This window comes from Chryseobacterium artocarpi, from assembly GCF_001684975.1.
Classification (GTDB): domain Bacteria; phylum Bacteroidota; class Bacteroidia; order Flavobacteriales; family Weeksellaceae; genus Chryseobacterium; species Chryseobacterium artocarpi.
In genome coordinates, this window is the sequence record NZ_MAYH01000023.1 from 421,214 (window position 1) to 443,642 (window position 22,429).

Annotated in this window: 20 protein-coding genes; 7 read left to right on the forward strand and 13 right to left on the reverse strand. The window is 33.9% G+C overall.

Features of this window, described 5'->3' with window-relative positions:
- Positions 1 to 166: 166 nt before the first annotated feature.
- The 3 genes from BBI01_RS09920 to BBI01_RS09930 all read right to left on the reverse strand — a co-directional run bounded on the left by BBI01_RS09920 (position 167) and on the right by BBI01_RS09930 (position 2,941).
- Positions 167 to 691: a hypothetical protein gene (locus BBI01_RS09920; protein ID WP_228393977.1), complete on the reverse strand. Its 525-nt coding sequence runs from the start codon at positions 689 to 691 to the stop codon at positions 167 to 169.
- Between the two features lie 107 nt (positions 692 to 798).
- Complete coding sequence (locus tag BBI01_RS09925) at positions 799 to 1,431, reverse strand: hypothetical protein (RefSeq protein WP_065394510.1); 633 nt, start codon at positions 1,429 to 1,431, stop codon at positions 799 to 801.
- Positions 1,432 to 1,456: 25 nt separating this feature from the next.
- The gene (locus tag BBI01_RS09930; protein ID WP_065394511.1) at positions 1,457 to 2,941 is read right to left on the reverse strand and encodes a hypothetical protein; all 1,485 of its coding nucleotides are present in this window, start codon (positions 2,939 to 2,941) and stop codon (positions 1,457 to 1,459) included.
- Positions 2,942 to 3,251: 310 nt separating this feature from the next.
- On the opposite strand from BBI01_RS09930, the gene BBI01_RS09935 reads away from it, so the two are divergent.
- The 6 genes from BBI01_RS09935 to BBI01_RS09960 all read left to right on the forward strand — a co-directional run bounded on the left by BBI01_RS09935 (position 3,252) and on the right by BBI01_RS09960 (position 9,507).
- The gene (locus BBI01_RS09935) at positions 3,252 to 4,073 is read left to right on the forward strand and encodes an alpha/beta fold hydrolase (protein ID WP_065394512.1); all 822 of its coding nucleotides are present in this window, start codon (positions 3,252 to 3,254) and stop codon (positions 4,071 to 4,073) included.
- A gap of 122 nt (positions 4,074 to 4,195) precedes the next feature.
- Positions 4,196 to 5,965: a DUF8728 domain-containing protein gene (locus BBI01_RS09940; RefSeq protein ID WP_123862128.1), complete on the forward strand. Its 1,770-nt coding sequence runs from the start codon at positions 4,196 to 4,198 to the stop codon at positions 5,963 to 5,965.
- A 95-nt stretch (positions 5,966 to 6,060) separates the two neighbouring features.
- Positions 6,061 to 6,258, forward strand: coding sequence for a 50S ribosomal protein L35 (rpmI, locus tag BBI01_RS09945; protein WP_002979658.1), 198 nt, complete (start codon positions 6,061 to 6,063; stop codon positions 6,256 to 6,258).
- A 120-nt stretch (positions 6,259 to 6,378) separates the two neighbouring features.
- Positions 6,379 to 6,723 carry a 50S ribosomal protein L20 gene (rplT, locus tag BBI01_RS09950; RefSeq protein ID WP_034694451.1) on the forward strand — a complete coding sequence of 115 codons (345 nt, stop codon included), beginning with the start codon at positions 6,379 to 6,381 and terminating at the stop codon, positions 6,721 to 6,723.
- A 223-nt stretch (positions 6,724 to 6,946) separates the two neighbouring features.
- Positions 6,947 to 8,128 carry a M28 family peptidase gene (locus BBI01_RS09955; protein ID WP_065394514.1) on the forward strand — a complete coding sequence of 394 codons (1,182 nt, stop codon included), beginning with the start codon at positions 6,947 to 6,949 and terminating at the stop codon, positions 8,126 to 8,128.
- 206 nt (positions 8,129 to 8,334) lie between these two features.
- Positions 8,335 to 9,507 carry a M28 family peptidase gene (locus BBI01_RS09960; protein ID WP_065394515.1) on the forward strand — a complete coding sequence of 391 codons (1,173 nt, stop codon included), beginning with the start codon at positions 8,335 to 8,337 and terminating at the stop codon, positions 9,505 to 9,507.
- Positions 9,508 to 9,577: 70 nt separating this feature from the next.
- Here the strand turns inward: BBI01_RS09960 and BBI01_RS09965 are convergent, their stop codons facing one another.
- The 5 genes from BBI01_RS09965 to BBI01_RS23140 form a co-directional block, all read right to left on the reverse strand.
- Positions 9,578 to 10,942, reverse strand: a complete 1,365-nt coding sequence (locus BBI01_RS09965) for a S41 family peptidase (RefSeq protein ID WP_065394516.1) — start codon at positions 10,940 to 10,942, stop codon at positions 9,578 to 9,580.
- Positions 10,943 to 11,134: 192 nt separating this feature from the next.
- Positions 11,135 to 11,470, reverse strand: a complete 336-nt coding sequence (locus tag BBI01_RS09970; RefSeq protein WP_065394517.1) for a hypothetical protein — start codon at positions 11,468 to 11,470, stop codon at positions 11,135 to 11,137.
- 104 nt (positions 11,471 to 11,574) lie between these two features.
- The gene (locus tag BBI01_RS09975; RefSeq protein ID WP_065394518.1) at positions 11,575 to 11,868 is read right to left on the reverse strand and encodes a hypothetical protein; all 294 of its coding nucleotides are present in this window, start codon (positions 11,866 to 11,868) and stop codon (positions 11,575 to 11,577) included.
- A 160-nt stretch (positions 11,869 to 12,028) separates the two neighbouring features.
- A complete protein-coding gene (locus BBI01_RS09980; RefSeq protein ID WP_065394519.1) occupies positions 12,029 to 12,499 on the reverse strand; it encodes a hypothetical protein in 471 nt (156 codons plus the stop codon).
- Positions 12,492 to 12,614, reverse strand: a complete 123-nt coding sequence (locus BBI01_RS23140; RefSeq protein WP_262487289.1) for a hypothetical protein — start codon at positions 12,612 to 12,614, stop codon at positions 12,492 to 12,494. The genes BBI01_RS09980 and BBI01_RS23140 overlap by 8 nt, the downstream gene beginning before the upstream one ends.
- Before the next feature lie 247 nt (positions 12,615 to 12,861).
- On the opposite strand from BBI01_RS23140, the gene BBI01_RS09985 reads away from it, so the two are divergent.
- Positions 12,862 to 13,047 carry a hypothetical protein gene (locus BBI01_RS09985; protein ID WP_065394520.1) on the forward strand — a complete coding sequence of 62 codons (186 nt, stop codon included), beginning with the start codon at positions 12,862 to 12,864 and terminating at the stop codon, positions 13,045 to 13,047.
- Here the strand turns inward: BBI01_RS09985 and BBI01_RS09990 are convergent.
- Genes BBI01_RS09990 through BBI01_RS10010 form a run of 5 tightly spaced genes read right to left on the reverse strand, consistent with a single transcriptional unit; the run spans position 13,044 to position 22,373 of the window.
- Entirely contained in the window at positions 13,044 to 13,235 is a 192-nt protein-coding gene (locus BBI01_RS09990) for a hypothetical protein (RefSeq protein ID WP_123862129.1), read from the reverse strand. The two genes, BBI01_RS09985 and BBI01_RS09990, sit on opposite strands and share 4 nt — an antisense overlap.
- Before the next feature lie 30 nt (positions 13,236 to 13,265).
- Positions 13,266 to 13,760 (reverse strand): hypothetical protein, encoded by a 495-nt coding sequence (locus BBI01_RS09995; protein WP_065394522.1) that lies wholly within the window; start codon positions 13,758 to 13,760, stop codon positions 13,266 to 13,268.
- Positions 13,738 to 17,391 carry a DUF6443 domain-containing protein gene (locus BBI01_RS10000; RefSeq protein ID WP_065394523.1) on the reverse strand — a complete coding sequence of 1,218 codons (3,654 nt, stop codon included), beginning with the start codon at positions 17,389 to 17,391 and terminating at the stop codon, positions 13,738 to 13,740. Before BBI01_RS10000 ends, BBI01_RS09995 begins: the two co-directional genes overlap by 23 nt.
- A 6-nt stretch (positions 17,392 to 17,397) precedes the next feature.
- On the reverse strand, positions 17,398 to 20,826 hold the full coding sequence (locus tag BBI01_RS10005) for a hypothetical protein (protein ID WP_065394524.1): 3,429 nt from the start codon (positions 20,824 to 20,826) through the stop codon (positions 17,398 to 17,400).
- Between the two features lie 2 nt (positions 20,827 to 20,828).
- Positions 20,829 to 22,373 (reverse strand): T9SS type A sorting domain-containing protein, encoded by a 1,545-nt coding sequence (locus BBI01_RS10010; RefSeq protein ID WP_065394525.1) that lies wholly within the window; start codon positions 22,371 to 22,373, stop codon positions 20,829 to 20,831.
- Between the last annotated feature and the right edge of the window lie 56 nt (positions 22,374 to 22,429).

The window sequence follows — 22,429 nt, forward strand, 5'->3', positions numbered from 1 at the left end:
CGCCCATTTTTCTTCAATTCTTCTTTGGTAATTTTTGATTTTTTGAAACTTGATTTTTCTAAATACAACCCAATTTCTTCTATTACTTTATCAGCATTTGACATTGATTACTAATTTAATTTTTTAGATGGCTCTACTTTAAACACTAAGATGGGGTTCAAAACAGTTAGATTTTCGCAAAGAAATTAAAGGTTTGCTTAGCAATAAGCTTAGGAGTCATATCAGATGTATTAATTTGGTTTTCATACAGTTCAATATTTATGATCTTAACATCTTTCGGTATTTTGTAATTTTCATCTTTTACATAATTATACCCCGTTACATTTGCATTTTCTTTGCCAGGCTTTCTCTTTATTTCAACATAATATCTTAATGTTATACTATTCCCAACTTGTGCTCCTTTTTCAAAACGAATTTTTTTAATTTGATGAATAGTATGCCCACCAGAGCTGATATTTCCTTGGATTCTAAATTTTAAGTTGTCCGCATTTTTAGACCGCATAAAAATTCTGGGATCAAGACGTTCCGTAATTTCCGTTGTCGTTGTGAGAGTATGGGTGGAATCTGTTCCCGGAACTTCTCTTGTAACCTTAGTCGGTTCCGTATAAATAGTAGATACCTCTAATTTCTGAGCATCAGTTTTACAACCAAAAAGAGTTAAGAATGAAGTTAAAATTATGAAGTCTTTCACTACCTTATTTTTAAATTAAAGATAATGAAAGGTTCCTGATGAAAATATCCCTGATAATAGTGGTTTTTTATGCTTTTTGATAAAACGTTGTCAATGATAAAAACATTTTAGTTTAGTCCTTTTTTAGCAGCCTTTAAGATCTTTTCCGCTTTCATTTTTATTGCATTGGGCAACAATTTGAAATTTTCATCTTTTTCTTCTCGATATTGATCTTCTTCCTGAAAAGGGATCCAGCCTGTAATTTTAGATTTCGAGAATTCTTTTTTACTCATACTTGTATATACGATCACCTTTAAAGGTTTAGCATCTAACCCGTCTGATTCTTCAAAATAAGTAAGATAAAACTCAGGAAAACCATCGTTATTGGCATCTCCAATCTCACAAAAATTAATGAGGTATCTGGGCTGTGACAACCCTTTTGCAAAGTCTTTAAAAGTAATTTGCTGAATTAATCCACCATGATCTTCCAGAAAAATACCTGAATGCAAATCTTTTGGTTTATTGTCTAAATAACCTTCATTTTTAGCTTTGCTTTCGTTCAGATACCAGACATAGCTTCCATGATTAGGAACAAATGTCTGTACAATCATCACAGCCTTTCCCGGTAATGGATTTCCTATGTCTTCAATAATTTCGCTGTATTTTTTATCTGAAGAAAAATATACTCCCGTTCTCATTTGTGCAAAAGATGAAAGACTTACGGCACAGGCAAGAACAGGTAATAACTTTCTGAAAGTCATAATTTATAGTATTTTGAAGTTGTTTTTAATTCTCTTTATATTCTTTTCCGGAGTAAATATCGATATAATAGTACATATTTTCACCAGAATTTTGCTTAACATTGACCAAACCATCAGAATTGACAGAAATATAAGCTTTGGAACCAATACTCTTTTTATTCTTATTGTCATACAATATGTACAAGCCGTCTTTCTCTTTTTGAAGTGCATAAATCTGCTTTTCTGTATCCAGTACTGAAATAGCATAATATTCAGGTTTGATTTCCCACACATTCTTATCACTATCCCACAATCCCATCGTTCTCAGTTGGTTTTTATCTTCAATAGGAATAATATACAGATCATTCATCCCACTATAAGAAGTAATCTTTCCGAACTTCCAGCTTTTATCTACAAATTGAGTAGGTATAATCATTTTTCGATCAGGCCAGACTATATTTCCAATCTGATCCAAAACCTTAAAATTATACTTATCAATAGAATCTGTAACGTTTCCTTTTGTATCAATATAAAGCCAATCGAATGCCCATACGTCATGATCATAATTAAAAACGCCAAGTAAAAAGTAAGGTGAATTGGTTATAGAATATACAAGTGATGTCTTTTTAATGAAATCAATCTGAGCAGCAGTTGCCTTTGTTATCTCTTTGGGAAATACCTTTTCATATTGTGGAAAAGGGTAAATATCATTGGTATTGTTATCTGTTAAAAGCTTAGGAACTTCCGGCTCATAACGTTCTTTATTAATTTCTTTCAAAATAATATCTTCCTTCCCAAACTTGATTGAAAGTGTTTCTGTACCTTTTAATCCGTTGTGAAGAGTTTTTTTTTGATCCAAACCATAGATTGAAAAAGAGTTCCCTGAAGTTTTGATATAACGTTTGTTTTCCAATAATTCAGCAATGTTATTTTCTGCTTTGCTTAAATGTCCTTTTTTGATTTGATAAAGAGTTCCGTTCCAAAAAACATGATTTTCATCTACGGAAACAAAATTCAGAGAATAATTGTCCTCCAGATAAGGAACATCCTTTTGAAGTAAAACCTGTTTGGTTTCTAAAACGCCAATCTCAAATTTATGATAGGTTTGCTCTTTTTTAATATCGCCTCCTAAAATATTCCAATCCCACTTCCATACAGGCATTTTCTTTTCATGTTCAATATCCTTTTTATAGAATGTAAGTCCATTGATTACATCCAAGCTGATTGGGCTTGCAGAAAAATCTAATACTACTTTTCCTGTTTCATCTATAACGGCATATTCATTTTTATCATTTTCAACTACTGCAAAACCTGTCGGAGTCAATACGGAAGCATTTCGGAATTTTTGATTATTAACAGGTTTCAAGCTGATTTTATCTACATATATAAAATCATTTTGCTTCGTTAAAAACGGAACTGTATAGATTGTCTTTGCTTTTGAAGGAATCCATGGAGAATTATCTTTTTTTTCTTGTGTACAAGCTGTAACGGAAGTCAACACACATAAGATACTGAATGCTATTATTTTCATACTTCAAAAATTCTATTCGTCTTATTAAGCAATATTAAAAAGATACATTACTTGAAACAATCCCCGCTATCAGCCATATTTTATCTGGCAAACAGCTTTTACGACTTCTAAATACTTTCACAAAAGACTGTATTATAAATTGTTATATTTTAAACTCTGCTGTTAAATTATCGTTAATGTATCTCTCGTTTCTTTTACAACTTAATCAATTATATTATCTTAGATCAACGGATAGGGAAGATTTTCCATCTACATTTGTGAATATAAAAAGAACAAACAAACTATTTTATTAATCGTAAAAAAAGAACCTATGAGCAAACTTACATTAAAAGACGGCACAGAAATTTATTATAAAGACTGGGGAAAAGGTCAAACTATATTTTTCCATCATGGATGGCCATTATCAAGCGATGATTGGGATGCTCAGATGTTTTTCTTTCTGGAAAAAGGATATAGAGTGATTGCCCATGACAGAAGAGGTCACGGAAGATCTGAACAGACCCCTTACGGGCATGATATGGATACTTATGCTTCCGATGTTGCTGAGATTGTAGCCGCTTTGGATTTAAAAGATGTTATCCACGTCGGACATTCCACTGGTGGTGGTGAAGTGATAAGATATGTTGCAAAACATGGTAAAGGAAGAGTTGCCAAAGCTGTATTGGTAAGCGCGGTAACTCCCATCATGGTTCAGAATGAAAATAATCCAAATGGAGTTCCTATTTCTGTTTTCGATGATATCCGAAATAATACAGCTAACAACAGACAGCAGTTTTTTATTGATATCACTTTCCCTTTTTACGGATATAACAGAGAAGGGGCAAAAGTGTCTGAAGGAATTCAGAGAAATTGGTGGCGTCAGGGAATGAACGGCTCCATCAAAGCCCATTATGATTGTGTGAAAGCCTTCTCTGAAACCGATTTTACTGAAGATCTTAAGAGTGTAGATGTTCCGGTATTGGTAATGCATGGCGAAGATGATCAGATTGTACCTTTTGAAACGACAGGTAAAATAGCTGCTACTCTACTTAAAAACGGAAAATTAATTTCTTACCCGGGCTTTCCACACGGGATGCCAACTACAGAAGCAGAAACGATAAACAGAGATCTTTTAGAGTTTATTAAGTCATAGATTCTTTACAGATATAAAGAAAAGCTACAGATAAAATGGTCTGTAGCTTTTTTTATTTTCGTTATTTTGCATCTGCTATTCCTAAAAAGCTTAGGAAGCCTCAGTATAAATATATATTAACCATGAGATTAGGATATTTATCCTTTTTTTTACTTGCAGCCATCATTTTTTGTCTTGGATGTTATTATTACTTTCCTTTTTTTTCCGATGACAGCTTAATATCACTTCGTTACGCGCAACGTTTCATAGAAGGAAAAGGTCTTACCTGGAACGAAGGTCATCCCGTGGAAGGTTATTCTAATCTACTTTGGGTTCTGGCAGTTTCAGCGTTGGGAAAATTAGGAATGGATCTTATTCTTGCCGCAAGAGTTCTGGGTATTCTGTGTTCTGTGGGAACTTTGGGAAGTATTCTTTACTATTTTAAAGATAAAAATATAAAAAAGGAATATGTTTTTCTTGGAGTAGCCTTATTGGCAACTACTCCATGTTTTCCAATTTGGGCAATCGGTGGTCTTGAACAGCCTTTATATGCTTTTCTGCTTACTTTGATAGTTATTGAAGTATCGAAAATCATTAATGATAAAAGCTTTAAAACAATCTATCTTTTATCCTTATGGCTTGGTCTTTTAGCACTTACCCGACCTGACGGATTCTTGTTTACAATCTTAACATCCGGATTTTTACTGTTGCGTTTTGGAAGAAACAGAAAGCAATTGATTACAATAGGCTTAGCGACAGCTATCATTCCTGCCCTATTTTTATTGGGACAGCTTGCATTCCGTTATAGTTTTTATGGAGAATTGGTTCCTAATACAGCTTTGGTAAAGGTAAAAGTGACTTTCCATCATATTCTGAGAGGTGGTTTTTATAATTTCAAGGCTTTCTTTGGAACTTTACTATTATCAGGATTGGGATTGGCTTCCCTTTATTTCCTTGTGAGAAAAAAACACCCTTTCGGATATTATTTATTATTGATTACTGCTGCATGGGTGGGCTATGTAACGATGGTTGGCGGTGATATTTTCCCTGCGTTCAGACATTATTATGTTGTACTGATTGCATTTACGTTCTCTATTATTTTCGGACTATCATACATTAAAAAGATCAATCTGAAATCAAAAAAGGTAAGTATTACTTTCATTTTCCTGGTAATTGTCAACGCTTTGGTTCAATCTAAAATACCTGACAATGATCGTGCTATTGATGAAAGATGGGAGTTTAGAGGAATGAATCTTGGAAAAACATTAAAGACAAAATTCCCTAATCAAACACTGGTTGCAGTAACTGCGGCAGGATGCATTCCTTATGCTTCTGAGCTTCCTACGCTGGATATGCTTGGGTTAAATGATTATTATATTCCAAGGCATCCGCCTAAAAACTTTGGAAACGGAGCGTTAGCCCATGAATTGGGTGATGCCAACTATGTCATGAAACGAAATCCGGATATTATCATTTTTCATATTGGTGGTGAACTTAACTTTAATATAGGGGATCAACTGAAAGCTAATAAGACTTTTAACAATGACTATGTTAAAGTGAAAACAAAGGAAAAAGATCAGGAGTATACTTTATTCTTTAATAAATATGGTAAGAATACAGGAGTTCAACAAAACGGAAAAAACCTGTCAATCCCTGCATATCTTTTCGATTCTTCTTCGAAAGATGTAAGTGTATTTTCGGAAAATAAACTTTTAAAAGAGATGGATAAAGGAAAAAAACACACTCTATCTCTTCATAATATACCTCAAGGAAACTGGTCTTTAGGAAAAACAACAGGTGAAAATTTAGATTTTGATGCTGATATTGCATACAAAAACGGTGAATTAACCATTATAATCACCCCAAAAAGTAAGATATTTTTAGAAAGTCTTGTTTTAGAAAGGAAAGATTGATATTTTTTTCGTACTTTTGTACACTATTATTCCTGGTGTCTTCAGGGATAACCAAAAACAGATATTGATAACAAAAACAATAAAAAAGCAGAACAATGCCAAAATTAAAAACGAAATCAGGTGCTAAGAAACGTTTTGCTCTTACCGGATCTGGTAAGATCAAAAGAAAAAACGCTTACAAAAGCCACATCTTAACTAAGAAAGAAACTAAGCAGAAGAGAAATCTTACTACTACTTCTTACGTAGCTAAAGTGGACGAGAAAAGCGTTCAACGTCAATTAGCAATTAAGTAGTTTTTATAAATCTATATTCGGTTTATAAGAATTCAAAAACAAATTCAACAATTTAACCCTGAAACGGTGCAAATAAGAGTAACATCAGTTGCCGCCCTTTTCAAAAAAACAATTTAAATTATGCCAAGATCAGTAAATGCAGTAGCTTCAAGAGCTCGCAGAAAGAAAATTTTTAAGCAAGCTAAAGGTTTCTTCGGAAGAAGAAAGAACGTTTGGACTGTAGCTAAAAACGCGGTAGAAAAAGCAATGCAATATGCTTACCGTGGTAGAAAAGAGAAAAAGAGAAACTTCAGAGCACTTTGGATCACTCGTATCAACGCGGGAACTAGAGAGCACGGAATGTCTTACTCTCAATTTATGGGAGCTCTTAAAAAGAACAACATCGAGCTTAACAGAAAAGTTTTAGCAGATTTAGCAATGAATCACCCTGAAGCTTTCAAAGCAGTTGTAGATCAAGTAAAATAATGTAGAATACTATTTTTGTTATCAATATAAGTCCCGGAATTTTCCGGGATTTTTTTTGTTTAATAGTGGATCAGTATAATTAAAAGTATTTCATTGGTAATAAGTATTTTTAAAACAAAATAATTATTAATTCACAAATCAAACAAAATAATACAGACAGAATATCCACGGAAAACAGTGATTAATTACTATATTAGCACCCGAAAAAGAGATAAATTATAAAATGAAAAAAATCGCTGTATTTTTGTTTACATCAATCGCAATGCAAAGTATTGGGGCTCAAAGTTTTATTCAAGCTTATAAAGACAGAGCTGAAGCGGTCTCCCAATCGGATATCATTACAAACTTACAGCAGTTTGCCGCTCTTGGAATAAAAACCACCGGTTCTCAGGAAAACGCAAACGCCTTAAACTGGCTGAAAGAAAAATATCTTTCCTACGGATACACTGCTGATCAGATTGTAGAAGATCCTTTTAGCTTTTCAGTAACTAATTCAAAAAACCTAGTTATTACCAAGCAAGGAACCTTATATCCTAATAAATATGTAATTATTTGCGGGCATTTTGACAGCCTTAACGGACCCGGTGTCAATGATAATGGTAGTGGAACTTCCATTATGCTTGAAGCGGCAAGAATTCTGAGAACGGTTTCTACAGAATACTCAATAAAATTTATTCATTTTTCTGGTGAAGAGCAAGGATTAAAAGGCAGTTATCATTATGCCAATAATGTAGCTTATCAGGGAAGTAATCGTGTTCTTGATATTAAACTGGTTTTCAATCTTGATCAAGTGGGAGGAAAAATGATTAACAGTGCCAGTAATAATGTAGTTTATTGTGATGAAGATCAGGGCGGGCTTTCCAGTAATAACGCAGCATCTACTGCTGTAACACAACAGCTTAGAAATTGTACGGCATTATACTCTCCTTTGCAGACAGAGGTAGATCCTGCTGAAAATACTGATTATATTCCTTTTGAACAGAAAGGAGAAGTCATTACCGGTTTTTTTGAAAGAATCAGAAGTAACTATCCTCATTCTTCCAATGATACTTTTGCCAATACAGATCCGGTGTATATATATAAGATCGGGAAAGCTTCTGTAGGCGCTCTACAACATTTTGCCGTAGCTCTGGAAACCTTAGGAACTCATGAGACAATTTCCAAGAATTCTCTGGAAGCTTTACAAATTTATCCTAATCCTGTAAAAAATACAGTTAATATCGAACTCCCAGACACCAAAATAAAGAATTTTAGTTTTGAGGTTACAGATTTTCAGGGACGATCAATGCTTAAAACTGAAAATAAGACAAAAGTAGATGTTTCAAATCTGGAAAACGGTGCTTATGTAGGAATTTTTAAATCAGGAGATCAAACTGTGGTTAGAAAAGTTCTTATAGCCAGATAGTTTTATTTAAAAATCATCTTTTATTGAAAATATTTTAACCCTTTGAATCCGATCAAGGGGTTTTGTTTTATAGCAATATATTGTTTATCAAAATATTAAATGACACTTTCTATTTTTTCTGTAAAATAATTATGGAATCCATAAAATTTTAAACACTTTATTGTGATTTATTTACTACATTCGCAATACCAAAACAAATAAATTATATGAAAAGAATTACCACATTTGCATGCGCTGCATTGATGATGCAGAGTCTTGCTGCACAAAATTTTATTCAGGCTTATAAAGACAGAGCTGATATGGTGACCCAAGCCAATATTACGGCAAACCTTCAGGATTTTGGAAATCTTGGAATCAAAAAAACAGGAACCCAAGCTAATACAAATGCTTTAAACTGGATCAAAAACAAGTATCTTTCTTATGGATACACAGCAAGTCAAATGGTAGAAAGCTCTTTTACCTACGGGTCGGCAACTTCCAAAAACCTCATCATCACTAAGACCGGAACACTTTATCCGAACAAATATGTGATTATTTGTGGACATTATGATACCATTAATGGTCCGGGAGTGAATGACAATGGAAGCGGAACCTCTATTATTCTGGAAGCGGCAAGAATATTAAAGGATGTACCTACCGATTATTCTATTAAATTCATCCATTTTTCTGGAGAAGAACAAGGATTAATAGGGAGTTCCCACTATGTAAATAATGTGGTTTACCAAGGAGGAGTACGTAAACTGGATATAAAACTTGTTTTTAATCTGGATCAAGTAGGTGGTGTAAAAGGTAATACTAACAATACCGTATACTGTGATGAAGATCAGGGCGGGCTTTCCAGTAATAATGCAGCATCTGCGGCTGTGACCCAACAACTTAGAAACTGTACAGCGCTTTATTCTCCTCTTCAGACTGCTGTAGATCCTGCGGAAGATACAGATTATATCCCTTTTGAACAGAAAGGTGAAGTTATTACAGGATTCTTTGAGAGAATACGAAGCAGCTATCCACATACTTCCAAGGATACTTTTGCTAATGTGGATCCGGTATATGTTTACAATATAGGAAAAGCAACTGTAGGAGCCTTACAGCATTTTGCAACAGCTTCCACTACTCTGCTAATGAATAAAACAGCAGCTAATAACTCTTTGGAAACAGCAAAAATATACCCCAATCCGGCAAGCAGTGTTTTAAATATTGAATTACCGGAAAAAAACGATAAATTCAGCTTTGAACTGACCAATTTGGCAGGAAGGTCTTTGCTTAAGGTAAACGATCAAACCAGCATCAATGTTTCAACGCTGGAAAAAGGTTTGTATATCGGGATTTTAAAAGTAGGTGATCAAACACTTGTCAAAAATATTCTGATTGACAGATAAGTATTTTGAGCTTTATAAAAAAGCAGAACAGAAATCAATCCTGTTCTGCTTTTCATTTATTAAAATCAGATTAAAGTTGTTCAATAATCTGTTCTTCTGTTTTATCATTTAAATCAATGATTTTTGTAGGAATAAGTTTATTCGGGGTAATATTTCCTGCTGGTCTTATCCATTCTTTAACACCAAAACGGAAATCAAGTTTCGTATTGGGTGTCTGGAATTCAATAAGTTCACCAAAATGGTTAGGATGTCCTTTTTCAGGGATCTCTCCTACTACTTCCGCCAGTTTATTATCCAAAACGATTGCACCAAACATCATTGCACTTGAAAACGTATTTTTCCCTACAATCACATAGGTCTTTTTATTAAATATTAATGGATTTTTTGAAGCTTTTACTGAATGTGACTTCATTGGATAATAGTCTCCGTTCTTAAGTTTTTCATAATCTGGTACGCTTTCATTGTCTTTTTTCAAATAGTCTACATACTCCTGGCTTTTCTTCCATCTTCCCTGATAAGTGTTATAAGATTTACCTGAAAAATAACTGATCAAAAGATTACCTATCGCAGAATTTCCGCCAGAATTGTTGTGCACATCAATAACTATTTTTTTTACGTTATCTTTTCTAATTTGGGTAAAAATGCTGTCGAATTTTATTTTCCATTCTTCAATAGGATATGTTTGTCTGTCATTGAAGGTATTCACAGCCAGATAGCCAACATCTTTAATTTCCTTATAATCAATAGGCTTAAACTTTTCCTGCTTTTTCTGTGGTGCATTTGAAGCGTTTTTCCTTAACTGTTCCAAAGAAATACTTTTGACAACCGTTTGATATCCGCTTTTGAATTTCAGATCATAATTATCTTTGATGAAATAGCAGAATTTATTGATCATAATCCAGAACTTGTCAACAGCCATCGAAATTCTTTCGTCTTTATCTCCGGGAATAGTCTGAGCACAGGTTTTCAATACTTCATTGATGGGAATGTTATTTAAAGAAGTTAATTCATCTCCAATATCCAGCTGGTTATCAGAATAATTTTCCGTCAAAATCATTTTACCACTACCATACTTAAATTTCAGTGGTAAAACCTTCATATTGTTTTTAATACTGTCTGTAACGCAATAATCAGATAGGCTGCTGTGTTCATCGTTTAATGTCACAATCAACGGTTTGGCAAGGTAATAGAAATCCTTTTGGGTCATTCCATCTTTCATGAACTTTCGGATATCTGTATATTTTTTCTCAAACTCTTCTTTTGAAATTTCCGTAAAAGGATTTACATGAGCATTCACAATCTTTTCTTTTATAAAATCCACATCCTGCTCCAATTGTTTCTGAGTAAATTTTTGATGATAAAACTCATTACATACTTTCTGAGCAAAAACGGAATTGGCAAGGAGAAGTAATAATAGCGTAGATTTTATTTTCATTTGACTTAGTTTTTGATGGTATTAGTGGGATGTTGGGGTGAATTTGTTACATTTTGGAGTATCTTAAATTTGGTCCTGTATTTTTCAAATGATTTTTATGGAGCTTAGAATAATAAAAACCACTGCAATGTTGCAATGGTTATTATTGTGTTAAAAAGCTTATTTATTTTATTTAAAATATTGAGCGACTATTTAATTTTTTAAAATCATATCTTTGATTTCGTCACAAAGCAAAATAACGTCCCTCCATTTTTCATTAGTTTTTATTAAATCTATTTTCCATAAATCTAATTCTTGTAGTTCTAATACTTGCTTTCTTAATAATAAACATTTATTATATACATCAAAAGTAATGAATTTTGAATCTAACAACTGCTTCAATGAATTTTCATGTAAAAAAGAAATAATTCCAATATCAAATTCTTCAAAAATTTGATATTCAATATCCTCTTTATTGGAATCAAGAATAAATGTACCACAATGGGATAAAGTATCTAAAAAATAATCATATAGTTTTTTTGTCTCCATGATATTTTTTTATAATATAGATAAGTGTCTTTTTTTAAATAAATTTTATATCTGGATAATCTTCATTTTCTCCAAGATCTTTTAAAACTTCACTTGCAAAAGTTTTAATTCTTATATTCTTTTAAATCATCATATTCTTTTATTATATATGATTCGCATAATTCATTTAATATCTTTAGACTATTATACTGCTTTTTAGATACTAAATTTTCTCGGAAAATTTGGGGAACTAATTCATAATCTGACATGTAATTCATTAATACATCAAATCTGATATCAATTTCAAAATCTACTTTTTGTTTATAGATTTCCTTTTGTATGTAAAAATCTAATGCAAGTAATTTAATACTCTGTATTAATCTATATTTATATCTTATAATATCATTTTCTAAATTCATAGTTTAAATTTTAATAAGCTGAAGCAGGAAATTATCCACTTGCATGATTACTTTTATTCATTGTCCCATTTTTTCAGAATTAACACTATTCCAAACATTCCAATTAAACCATAATATAGGGATTAGCAAAAAGGCTATCAGGAGTACATTTAGCAATTAATTATTGAATGGAAGGCAATAAGTTCTTACTTTTAATAATAGCATTATCTTCTTCAATCTTTTTTAATTTCATAGTAAGATTATTTTCATTTGATATTTCTATAGTTCCATCACAATCATTTCTCCTTAATTTAGTTATCATATTTGGCTTTATCATATAAATGTAGTTTTTATTGTTACATAATACCAGAAGACTTCCTGTGGTATGAGTTATATTTAATGATATACTATACATTCCATTAGCACCTTTGAATTTTGTATTATCCTGAAGATTTTCAATAGAAACAAGCTCACTAAACTCTTTTATAATCATTTCCTTTTGATTTAATGTAATTTCTTTATTATCATAGTAATAATCAGCAATTATTTGATTTAGATGACTCCTCGAAACAATTTGTCTTTTTTTAGAAATACAGCTACAAAATAGTAAGATTATAAGACTGTTCAGTAAATACAATTTTCTTTTATTCATTTCTTTGTTTAATAGATTGTTCCATTATTTCTTTTTCCTTCTGATCTGGGACCACTTCACTTTCAGGTCCTTTTAAATCTTGGTTAGCTTTGTCTACACTGATCTGAATAATCATTTTCTAATTTAACAAAAAAACCATTGTGATCACAATGGTTTTTATTTAAAGAGACTTTGTGTATTAATTCTTTTTACAGAAAAGATTTTGCATTGTTTGTATATTCAATCTTATAATGATTTTTGTCTTTATCTACATATATAAATTTATATTTTGGTAATTGTTTTTTATTTAATTTTATTGTTTGTTTATGATCAATTATAATTGTCGCCTCTTTATTATTTAAAATAAATGTAGAGGTTCTCTAATGTCTAAAATCTTATTTTTCTTCTGTTTTGGTTTTGGTTTTCTGGCTTCTGCACAGGAAAAGAAACAAGATTCTGGAGTTTACGAATATAAACGCCGCATTTTCTATCCTTATGACTGTTCTTGTCTGGGAAAAGTAATTTATAAAGAACTATCAGTATTTTTAGTCGACTGTGGTCCAACTTAAGTTCCTTTATTTGAAAAACCATCTCTTTCATCAGGAGCAATAATAGTAACGTCTTTCATTTCTTTAGAGCCTGACATTTTTTCTGCTACAGATTCTGTAAGATTTCCATTTTTATCAACTGTGGTTCTTCCTGTTCTGCAAGAATGCAATACAACGGTAAAACCTTCTTTGCTTTCAGAGTTTTTCAAAGTCACAAACTTTACGCGTCAAAAAACTTCTTATTTGTTCAAAGGCGGAAGATTATATGGAGAAAATAATTGTTTAATATAGCAAAGACTTTTTAAATTATCTGAAGTATAAATATTATCCATTCCTCGTTCTCTACACATTTGAGTTTGTTCATCCAACTTGATGCAATCGGGAACAAAAGACAAAGGACTTGCTGTATCAATATTTTTGGGTATATAGTCTTCAGGTCTAATCATTCTTTTTAAATTAAAAACATTGTATATGTCTCCAACTTTAATAGATTTGCATTTAATTGATGCATCTTTTTTTGAAACAATTTTATAATTTCTATCCTTAAAATTTAAGTAAACCAAATAATAATTATTAATCGAATCGATTTTATAAACAGTATATCCATCTACACTATCTTTTTCAAAATACACATTTTTATTTGTCTTGCAACTAATCAATGTTCCGATACATAAAATAAAAAAGAAGAAGATAAACAGATAATTTTTTAATTTAATATGTTGTAAATGTTCCATCTGGATATTTTGTAAAAATTGTTCTACCACTTGAATTAAACATAATTTTCTTAACATCTGTACCATTGGTACCTGTTGTTAGACCTGTTGGATTTTTAAGAATCAATCCATCATTTGTCATATATTGAAGTTCCATATTTCCGCCTGGTTGCTTAACGGCTGCATTATGAGCTCTATAATAAACACTATTTGAATCTAGGGCATCACTTTGTGTAGCTGCACCAACATAATTATTTTCTTTTCTGGAAATTAAAGCCCCCTCATAGGATTCTGAAATCTCATGTAGAACACCTTCTCCAGGTTTACCTGCAAAATCACCTAGTCTTCCCAATATTTCTGGATTAATTGCTTGTTCTCCTGTAACGATTTTTGTGGATGCATCTAAAGAATTTCCTAAAAACGCCCCTCCATTATGGGTCAAACCACTACTCGTAGTAAGTTTATTTTCGGCGCTTACATTAACTACAACTGAGTGATCATTAATAATTTTAGCTACATCTGCTGAATTACCCGATAAACTTCCTTTTGTATTTTGTACATAAGTTATATTTCCACTTTTAGTATCTCTTGATAACGTTATGTCACTTCCTACTGATTTTTGTAATTCTTTTAATGCATTATCTGACTCCGTCCCATTTATACGAATGTCAGCAACCCCACGTCCATCTGGATCAATAAACCTAATTGGGTTATTCATAGCATAATTATAAGGAGACCACCTTCTATATTTCTCCGCCAATGGATCCACCACACCCCATCTTCCTAGATCTGACATATACAACCTCGCTCCATAATCATACATCCCCGTCTCTTGCAATTCCTTCCCGTTGTATTTATAATTCTTATAATTCCCCTGTCCAAAGAAAGCATTTCCGGTTTTTAGGTGGTTCATTCCAAATGGATAATAATCATTGGCATCCGTAATTTCAAGAGCGCCTGCGCTGGTTCTGCCAAAGCTTATTCTTACGTTTCCAAGGTGATCCTTGTACTGGTAAATATACTGGTTTTTCTTGTAATCATAAAACCCTTCTGCGGTTGGAAAAAATTGCAGATCAGGCATTTTGTATTCAACATTTCCACCATCACCGCTTCCAAAAGGCGGATCAATATCAGGATCTGTTGGATTGACAGGGCCCTGCAGCGTAAAAGCCTGCCTTTCCATCGCCACAGAAGTTTCAGAAAGAGACTCCGTACTTCCCCCTCCACCCGGGCTTGTAGCTTCAGACTTCAGATACTGAAAACCATCCAGATAATCAGTGGTCTTTTTTGTAGTGGAAACCCCTGCAATGCCTACAATGGAAGATGTAAACTCTTTTTTAAGTTTTACCCCTGTAGCGGTGTATTTTGTCTTGACAGTGGTGGTTTCGATGTCACTTTTTTCAATCAGGATATCATTGGGCAAATTAAGATAATTATAGCCGATCCTTGATATGTTTTTATCCAGCATATCGGTCATATTTCCATTCACATCATAATTGATAGGTTTTCCGCCTCCTTCATAACCTGCCTTATTCGTGGAATTATCCCTGACATCCAAGAGGCGGTTTCCTATATTGCCGGGCGTTCCGTAATTATAGACCAGATTATCAATGACCATGGCTGTAGTTCCGTTCATCACAGATGTCCTGTACAGATTGGTAATGTTGCCATTCAGATCATAACTTAAAGATTCCGTATGCTCCTTACTGTTGGGATTCTGCGGGTTCTGATAATAGCCAGCTGTCAGTCTGTTCAGAGAATCATAAGCGTAGCCATATCGTTTTGGAGTAAGTGATGGGTTAGCGCCCAAAGATTCTACTGCTCGCCAATCTACTTCTGCTATATTTCCATTGTATTTAGGTTTTACATCTTTTCCGGGAAATAAAGCGGAATCCGGATTGGTAATTCCAGTTTTCTGATTGTATTTAATTTTGTAAGAAAATAGTTTTCCTCCAAGATCCGCAACTCCCATCTGATCTTTATTGATATCAGTCATCCAGCCTCTAATATTATAAGCGTAATCGATACTTTGAAGATTATTACCTACTTTTTTATTCTTAAGCTGTGACAGTTCATTGTATGTGTTCTCTGCCAGCAACTGCTCTGGTTTGCTATCCACTTTATGCCAATGCTGCAACAACCTGTTCTGGGAATCATACACAAAACGTTCCGCGATGGTAATCCCGTCATCACTGTCATATCTTCTATGGGTGGTAACGGTATTTAAAGGCAGCCCCACAAAATCAAGCCTGGATTCCGTTCGGGTATATCCTCCCAAGTGATTGATGGAATGGGTACCAATAACCCTTCCCTTCATATCGTAATAAGTATAATTCTTGGTCCAACGGTCATCTTCAATGTTTTTAATCAAAGTCATGACGGGAAGTCCTTTTGTACTTTTACCTTCTGGTGATGAAGAGTCCGTTAGAACAGGTTCTCCCTGAATATTAGACGGAAAAGGAGGTCTGAAACCATAGAACGGATAATTATCATAATAATTAATACTCAAAATATTTAGAAAGTTAAAATTCGGATAGGTACCCGTATGATCATAATAAATATCCATTCCACTATAATTCCAAAATACAACTCTTGACCTTTTTACGTTGTTTATTCCGAAACCAGTAGCAAGAGACTGTTCATCTAATCTATTTCCTCCAATGTTCGTTCCTGTATAAGCAACTCTTCCAAACTGATCATATTTTGTGTAGATCCACTGTCCTTTTGCCCGAAGGTTAGCGTCCTGAATTGCTACCGGACGATCCTGTATATCATATACCATATATTCCCAACCTTTGCCGGGAAGTTTCTTTTCTACGAGCCTTCCTCTGCCATCATAACGGTATTGATAATACAGTTTTTCTTTGGTTGAGTCCACTATTGTTGGCGCTGATGCTAAAGGAGGAATAACAAAAGCAAGCTGTCCATATTCGTTATAAACATAATAGGTATCCGCATTTTCTGAAGCATTTAGAACTTTTCTGGATAAAATAAGCTGCCCTTTTGTATTTTTAAATTCTATGGTCTTATTCCCATCTTCATCGGTAATGGTATTTTTGTATAACTGTGAAGGAAAAAAATACTGATTGAGCGCAATAGCTGTTTCAGTTCTGCCTTCAACCCATGTTGTGGTTGGTTCGTACATTCTTACATAATCTTCATGAAGATTGGCATCGTATTCAAACTTCACAGGTTTCCCCGTCCAGTCATTACCGACCTGATACTGTTCCTGAACTCTATTCAATGGAGAACTTTCCAATATTTTCTCACTGTGGATCTTTTCACCTGCATAGACTCCCGTGGGATCTCCCACAGGATATCCTGAAAATCCGGAGGTTTGCGTATAAATACCTCCATTTTGGGTTCCATTTTGAGGTACAGGAAGGTAATCCCAGGTCTGTCTTCCAAACGGATCATATATTACCGAGCTCACGACATCCCTTCCTAATGGAGAAGCTTTTACATTCACGGTTTGTTTGGGTCTGCCTAAACCGTCAAAATATTGAACTGTTTCTGAAACTTTGGTAGCCTGACCTGAGGCATTATAATCAAGATAAGTTTTGGTTTGCACATAGTTTTCTTCCTGCGTAAGCTGCCCGTATGCAGAATGGGCAATCAGCAACATACCTATAGGAATTATTATTTTTTTCATCAGTTATTAGTTTTTGTAATGGTAGTTGAATTCTTTTAATACTTTTCCGGCTTGATTGTTTTCTCTGATTTCTTTCAGCCTGTTACTTTCGTCATAGATATATACTTCCCTGATTCCTGAAGGCGGAGTTATACTTCTGACCCCGATTAATGGATCATAACTATAAGTAGTAATCTGAGAATTAATCAGGCTACTCTTAAAAAGTCTAAAAGCTTCCAACAAATTCGTTTCGTCATTATTTCTACCTGCGGCGGCATCCAGATTGGAAGCATCTACAATAGAAGTAATATATGACTGATCAATATCAGACAGTTTTGCATTTTCTATTTTAGCAATGGGCAGTGTACCATTATACCCCCAGATAATTACAGTAGAAGCACCATCTTTTGTGGTATATTGCTGGAGATTTCCTTTGGCATCATACAAATCGTACTTTAAAGCATTTTCCATCGTATTGGACTGAACATTTAATGCATTCACCGCATCAGGGAAGATCCCTGTAGGATAATTATAGGTAATTTCTGATTTTGATGTTATTTTTCCGGCATCAGCACTATTCTTCTTTTCCACAACTTTTGTTTCCAATGGAATACCGATCATATTGGCATTGATCAGCTTCTGGTTGTTCTTTTCTGTAGCATACTGATAACTCGTGATCGAAGAAACTTCACCGGGATGAACCTGAGTGGTTGAAGATGGATAATCATTAACATTATAAGTGCTGTTCGTGGTGGTAGTTACCGAATTCTGAACTCCGTTTCTGTAGAAGTAAGAGGTTTCTGTTTTCTTGGTGGGGAGTGTGATACCATATTTAGCAAAATGCTTATAAGGAGTAACCAAAATAGTTTGAGGATATGAGCCTTGGAAAGCAGTATAGGTTTTATATTTATATCTTTCAGGATCAATATTGTTATAATAAGCATCTTTCAATTTTACACTTTCCATTTTCTCAAAAACCTGGGAAGCGTATTCATTATTGACCTCAGAAAGTATTTTTCCGGCAGCATCATATTTCTTCTCAAAAATAGTCTGTCCTCTTAAATAATCATGGTTCGTTATAGGAAGTATAGGCATTTCCAGAAGGAAAACCTCCGGATTTGGAAAATCAATCGGAGATCTGAATTTGTAAACAGTCTTCCCTAAATCATCTGTAATATTATTGTTATTATCACGAATAACCTGCTTTATCGTAACATATTTATATCCCACATCTGATCCCTGGGTCTTTTCTGATGGAATAATATTAAAATTGGTTGTTGTATCTGAATCACAATGATAATATATATTAGCATCGGACAAAGAGGGATGATAATTATACGTAATGCTTTCACTATAATTAAAAACAGGAGGTGGAAAAACCAATGCTCCGCTGCTTTTTTGTGGATTCTCAATATCTCGGTAATCGTAGATCAGCTCTTTAGCTGATTTTCCTGTATTATCAATATACTTAATGCCGTTAACCCTTATCCCACCACCATTTTGAGTAATATAATTATTAAAATAACGCTCTTTAGTCTGTGCTGTAAAATAAAATGAAATTGGTCTATGAGTTACTCCATACTCCCCTTCTAATGAAACATAATATTCTCCTGGCGATAACTCTTCAGTCTCCATAAAAGACTCAGTTATTAGTTCGCCTCCAGGTCCTGGATTAAGGTCTGGGCATTGGAAGCTACTTGTGCTTATACAGGATTGCCATGACCTTCCAAAATTACTAATCACCGATGGTGAGTAAGTATTTTCACCTGTTTTTTTATAAACCTTAAATTCCCATGTTGAATAAATCAAATTCCCAAGATCAAGATTCAGTTTTACTGTTTGTGGTGATTGAAGTGTAAAAAATGGCTTTTTAATATCAGAGTTAAAAACATTTAAACCGGTTGCTTCAAAAAGATTATTCTGATCTACCCAATGCCCTGTCAATGCTTCCATGGGCTGAGTAAATCCTGCAAAATGGCTATATATATTTTGTCCAAAATCAAAAACTACTTTTCCCTTTGTTGGGTACGTAATGGACTTAACCACATCCTGAATAATATCAGCCGGATTATCTCCCTTATAATACCCCCAAGGGTCTTTTTCAAATGTTTTGGGAAGGTTATTATAATCTATTGTATAGACATTTAAATTATTTCCGGTATTCAACTTTGTAACCTTCTTCAGTAAGAGTTTTTTTAGGTTTTCAACAGGAGAATTCGGTTTTAGATAATTAGAACTTGTATAATCATAATCAAAAGAATACTTATCAATGTATTCTCCTGTATTCTGCCCGATAATATTACTTTGTACAGATTTAAGTTTATATAATTCTGAAGAATTTGAATAATTGGAGTCACTTCTCCCTTTTTCATATGTAAAATTGACACTCCCTTTATCCGTAATGGAAATACTGGTAAGAAGTTTGGTATAGGCTGTGTTAAAAACATACTGCGTCTCTATGGCTCCAGGCATCTGGCTGTCCGGATTCATCGTGGTATTGACATGATCATACAAGATATTTTTGGCAAGTCTGGTGGTCTTTATTTCAGGGTCTTGATATTTAACTTCTGAAGCCTGCTCATAATTAAAAGTAAGTAATACATTATTATTTTGATCCTGAACTTTTTCTAAATGATAAGCAGAAAAATACGGAGCTCCACCTGAGTTTCCTGATGGATTTCCAGAATTGTTAATCAAACCTATTTTTATATTAGACACATCCTTAGATGAGTTCTCCATCCCTTTGAACAGATATTGAATCCCTTTATCATCTGTAATGGTTATCGTCTGTACTTCACCTCCTGTATCGTGGGTACTGGTAATCTTCAAATTATTTCTATCCAGTTTTTCTGCTACATAATTTCCACTGAGATTCCTTTTAATAATAAATCTTCCCGATTGTCCCATAAAGTTGTATTGATACAAATCATATTCTGAATCATACTTACCAATTCCGGCATAAAAAGAATATTCATTGATATTCCAATTGGTCATATCATCAAATATCAGTTTATAGGTAGGGTTAAAATCATGTTTATAAATACCGTATTTTGAGGCGGGAGGTGAAGACATAAAAGTCGATTCCGTTCTTCCATCAGGCACGCCTCCTCTTACCGTTCTGGTAATAGTTCCTCCGGCAATCAAACTCCAACCCAGACCAGTTTCGCTGGCTCTGTCTTCTGGCTTGGCACTTAAAGGATGATATTTTAACTGAATATTCAGATTGACATTGGAGTTATTAGTAGGAATATTGAAAAGCGGAATATTAATATCTGGAATTCCTGTATAATAACTTACCGGCACTTCTTCAAACTTCATCAAGTTATTTGCTGTAGGAGCTGCAGGAAACATTTTATTGATATTGTCTACATCTTTATTAAAGTCAGTAGAGCCTTGTGCCTGTAAAAAATTAAAAAATGTGAACAGAAAATATGCGGTTATAATTTTTTTTCTCATGGTTATTTCTTAATCAGCTTCGCATTCGCTGTTTTGTTATCATTAGTTTTTATAGTAATCAGATAAGCTCCCTGAACCAATGCCTGGGTATTAATCTTAGTCACTCTATTCTTTGTTTTCAGGTTTTGTAACTGCCTTCCACCCATATCATACAGCATAATTTCAGCTTCTTTAAAATCAAAACCGATTTCTACATAAGCGTAATCTGTGACTGGATTTGGATAAATTTTGATGTCATATTTTTCAATCAGATCACTCACCTGTTTATCACCAAGCTTTACAATTTTCCAGTTCTCTTTGCCTAATTCCTCAGCACTGGTTCCGGCAAGAATAATAGAGCCGTCTCTGTTTAATTTTAAATCTGAAAGTCTTTCTTCTCTTTTTCTGGATTCGCCTTTCACATGTTTTCGCCACTGTTCATTGCCGTTTCCATCAAGATACAGCATCCAGAAAGTTTCATCATCCGTTTCTATTCTTCCTTCTGCTTGAGTATAACCACCTAATAAAATGCCTTTTGAAGACTTATCATCAGCGGAATGAATCACGCTCATTCCCATTAAAACATCACGGTTTTTAAAGCTGTAGGACTTTTGCCACTGCTCATCGCCTTTTTCGTTCAAAGCTACTAGCCAAAGGTCTGTCCCTTCTTCAATTCCTACTGTTTTATTTCCAGAACGATCAGATCTGGACTCTCCACCAATAACATACCCATTGGACGTTAAAGCAAGGGTTCTGAGGCGATCATCTTCTTTTCCGCCATAGTTTTTCTCCCATTCTACTTTTCCATTTTTATCCAATTTAACGATCCAATAATCACCCTCTCCGTAATTTTCTGTTTTTTTATGACCATTATTTCCGCTTCGTGAGTAGATTCCCAGTAAAGCTCCACCATCTCTGGTCGGAATCATTTTCTCTACTTCATCTAAACCTTTCCCGCCAAGGATAATTTGTGAGATTTCTTTACCGTCTTTATCAAGCTTAATGATCAATACATCTTTAGAGCCATAACCTTTTAATGAGTTTTGGACATTACCAGCAACAATAAAGCCCTGATCCATAGTTTGGATAACCGATCTCGCTTCTTCATCAGAAGAGCTTCCCAAGGTTTTCTGCCATAATTCATCCCCAAATTCATTAATCCTGATCAGCCAGATATCCGATCCTCCTTTTGCTTCATCTTTTTTATCCAGTCCTTTTCCTGAATAAGAAGTTCCAGCCAAAAGGAATCCTCCATCTTGCGTCGTGACGGTTGCTGATAAATAATCGTGATTTTGTCCTGAGAAATACTTTTCCCATGCCTGCTCGCCTTGCTGATTTAGTTTAACCAAATGAAAATCATAGCCATTATTCTGCTTACTGTCTGTAGCCTGAAGCTTATCGCTTTGTATAGAACTTCCTGTGATAAGATATTGCTGATCGATGGTGGTCGTTACCTGGCTTAAGAAATCCTGAGTAGAAGATTTGATGTCTTTCTGCCAGAGAACTTCCTGTGCAGACACACTTAAGACTGTGCATAATGTATATGCACCGAGATAGATTCTTCTCATATCATGGTTTTTTGAGTTTAATGATTAGTTTTTTAAGTTTGCGCAAATTTAATTTT

What these genes read in the sequence shown, in the direction of transcription:
- BBI01_RS10005 (WP_065394524.1), bottom strand. Translation starts at nt 20,826, where the DNA reads ATGAGAAAAAAAATTATAACCGCATATTTTCTGTTCACATTTTTTAAT.
- rpmI (WP_002979658.1), top strand. Translation starts at nt 6,061, where the DNA reads ATGCCAAAATTAAAAACGAAATCAGGTGCTAAGAAACGTTTTGCTCTT.
- BBI01_RS23140 (WP_262487289.1), bottom strand. Translation starts at nt 12,614, where the DNA reads ATGATTATTCAGATCAGTGTAGACAAAGCTAACCAAGATTTAAAAGGA.
- BBI01_RS09940 (WP_123862128.1), top strand. Translation starts at nt 4,196, where the DNA reads ATGAGATTAGGATATTTATCCTTTTTTTTACTTGCAGCCATCATTTTT.
- BBI01_RS09960 (WP_065394515.1), top strand. Translation starts at nt 8,335, where the DNA reads ATGAAAAGAATTACCACATTTGCATGCGCTGCATTGATGATGCAGAGT.
- BBI01_RS09985 (WP_065394520.1), top strand. Translation starts at nt 12,862, where the DNA reads ATGTCTAAAATCTTATTTTTCTTCTGTTTTGGTTTTGGTTTTCTGGCT.
- BBI01_RS09925 (WP_065394510.1), bottom strand. Translation starts at nt 1,431, where the DNA reads ATGACTTTCAGAAAGTTATTACCTGTTCTTGCCTGTGCCGTAAGTCTT.
- BBI01_RS09980 (WP_065394519.1), bottom strand. Translation starts at nt 12,499, where the DNA reads ATGAATAAAAGAAAATTGTATTTACTGAACAGTCTTATAATCTTACTA.
- BBI01_RS09955 (WP_065394514.1), top strand. Translation starts at nt 6,947, where the DNA reads ATGAAAAAAATCGCTGTATTTTTGTTTACATCAATCGCAATGCAAAGT.
- rplT (WP_034694451.1), top strand. Translation starts at nt 6,379, where the DNA reads ATGCCAAGATCAGTAAATGCAGTAGCTTCAAGAGCTCGCAGAAAGAAA.
- BBI01_RS09935 (WP_065394512.1), top strand. Translation starts at nt 3,252, where the DNA reads ATGAGCAAACTTACATTAAAAGACGGCACAGAAATTTATTATAAAGAC.
- BBI01_RS09975 (WP_065394518.1), bottom strand. Translation starts at nt 11,868, where the DNA reads ATGAATTTAGAAAATGATATTATAAGATATAAATATAGATTAATACAG.
- BBI01_RS09930 (WP_065394511.1), bottom strand. Translation starts at nt 2,941, where the DNA reads ATGAAAATAATAGCATTCAGTATCTTATGTGTGTTGACTTCCGTTACA.
- BBI01_RS09970 (WP_065394517.1), bottom strand. Translation starts at nt 11,470, where the DNA reads ATGGAGACAAAAAAACTATATGATTATTTTTTAGATACTTTATCCCAT.
- BBI01_RS10010 (WP_065394525.1), bottom strand. Translation starts at nt 22,373, where the DNA reads ATGAGAAGAATCTATCTCGGTGCATATACATTATGCACAGTCTTAAGT.
- BBI01_RS10000 (WP_065394523.1), bottom strand. Translation starts at nt 17,391, where the DNA reads ATGAAAAAAATAATAATTCCTATAGGTATGTTGCTGATTGCCCATTCT.
- BBI01_RS09965 (WP_065394516.1), bottom strand. Translation starts at nt 10,942, where the DNA reads ATGAAAATAAAATCTACGCTATTATTACTTCTCCTTGCCAATTCCGTT.
- BBI01_RS09995 (WP_065394522.1), bottom strand. Translation starts at nt 13,760, where the DNA reads ATGGAACATTTACAACATATTAAATTAAAAAATTATCTGTTTATCTTC.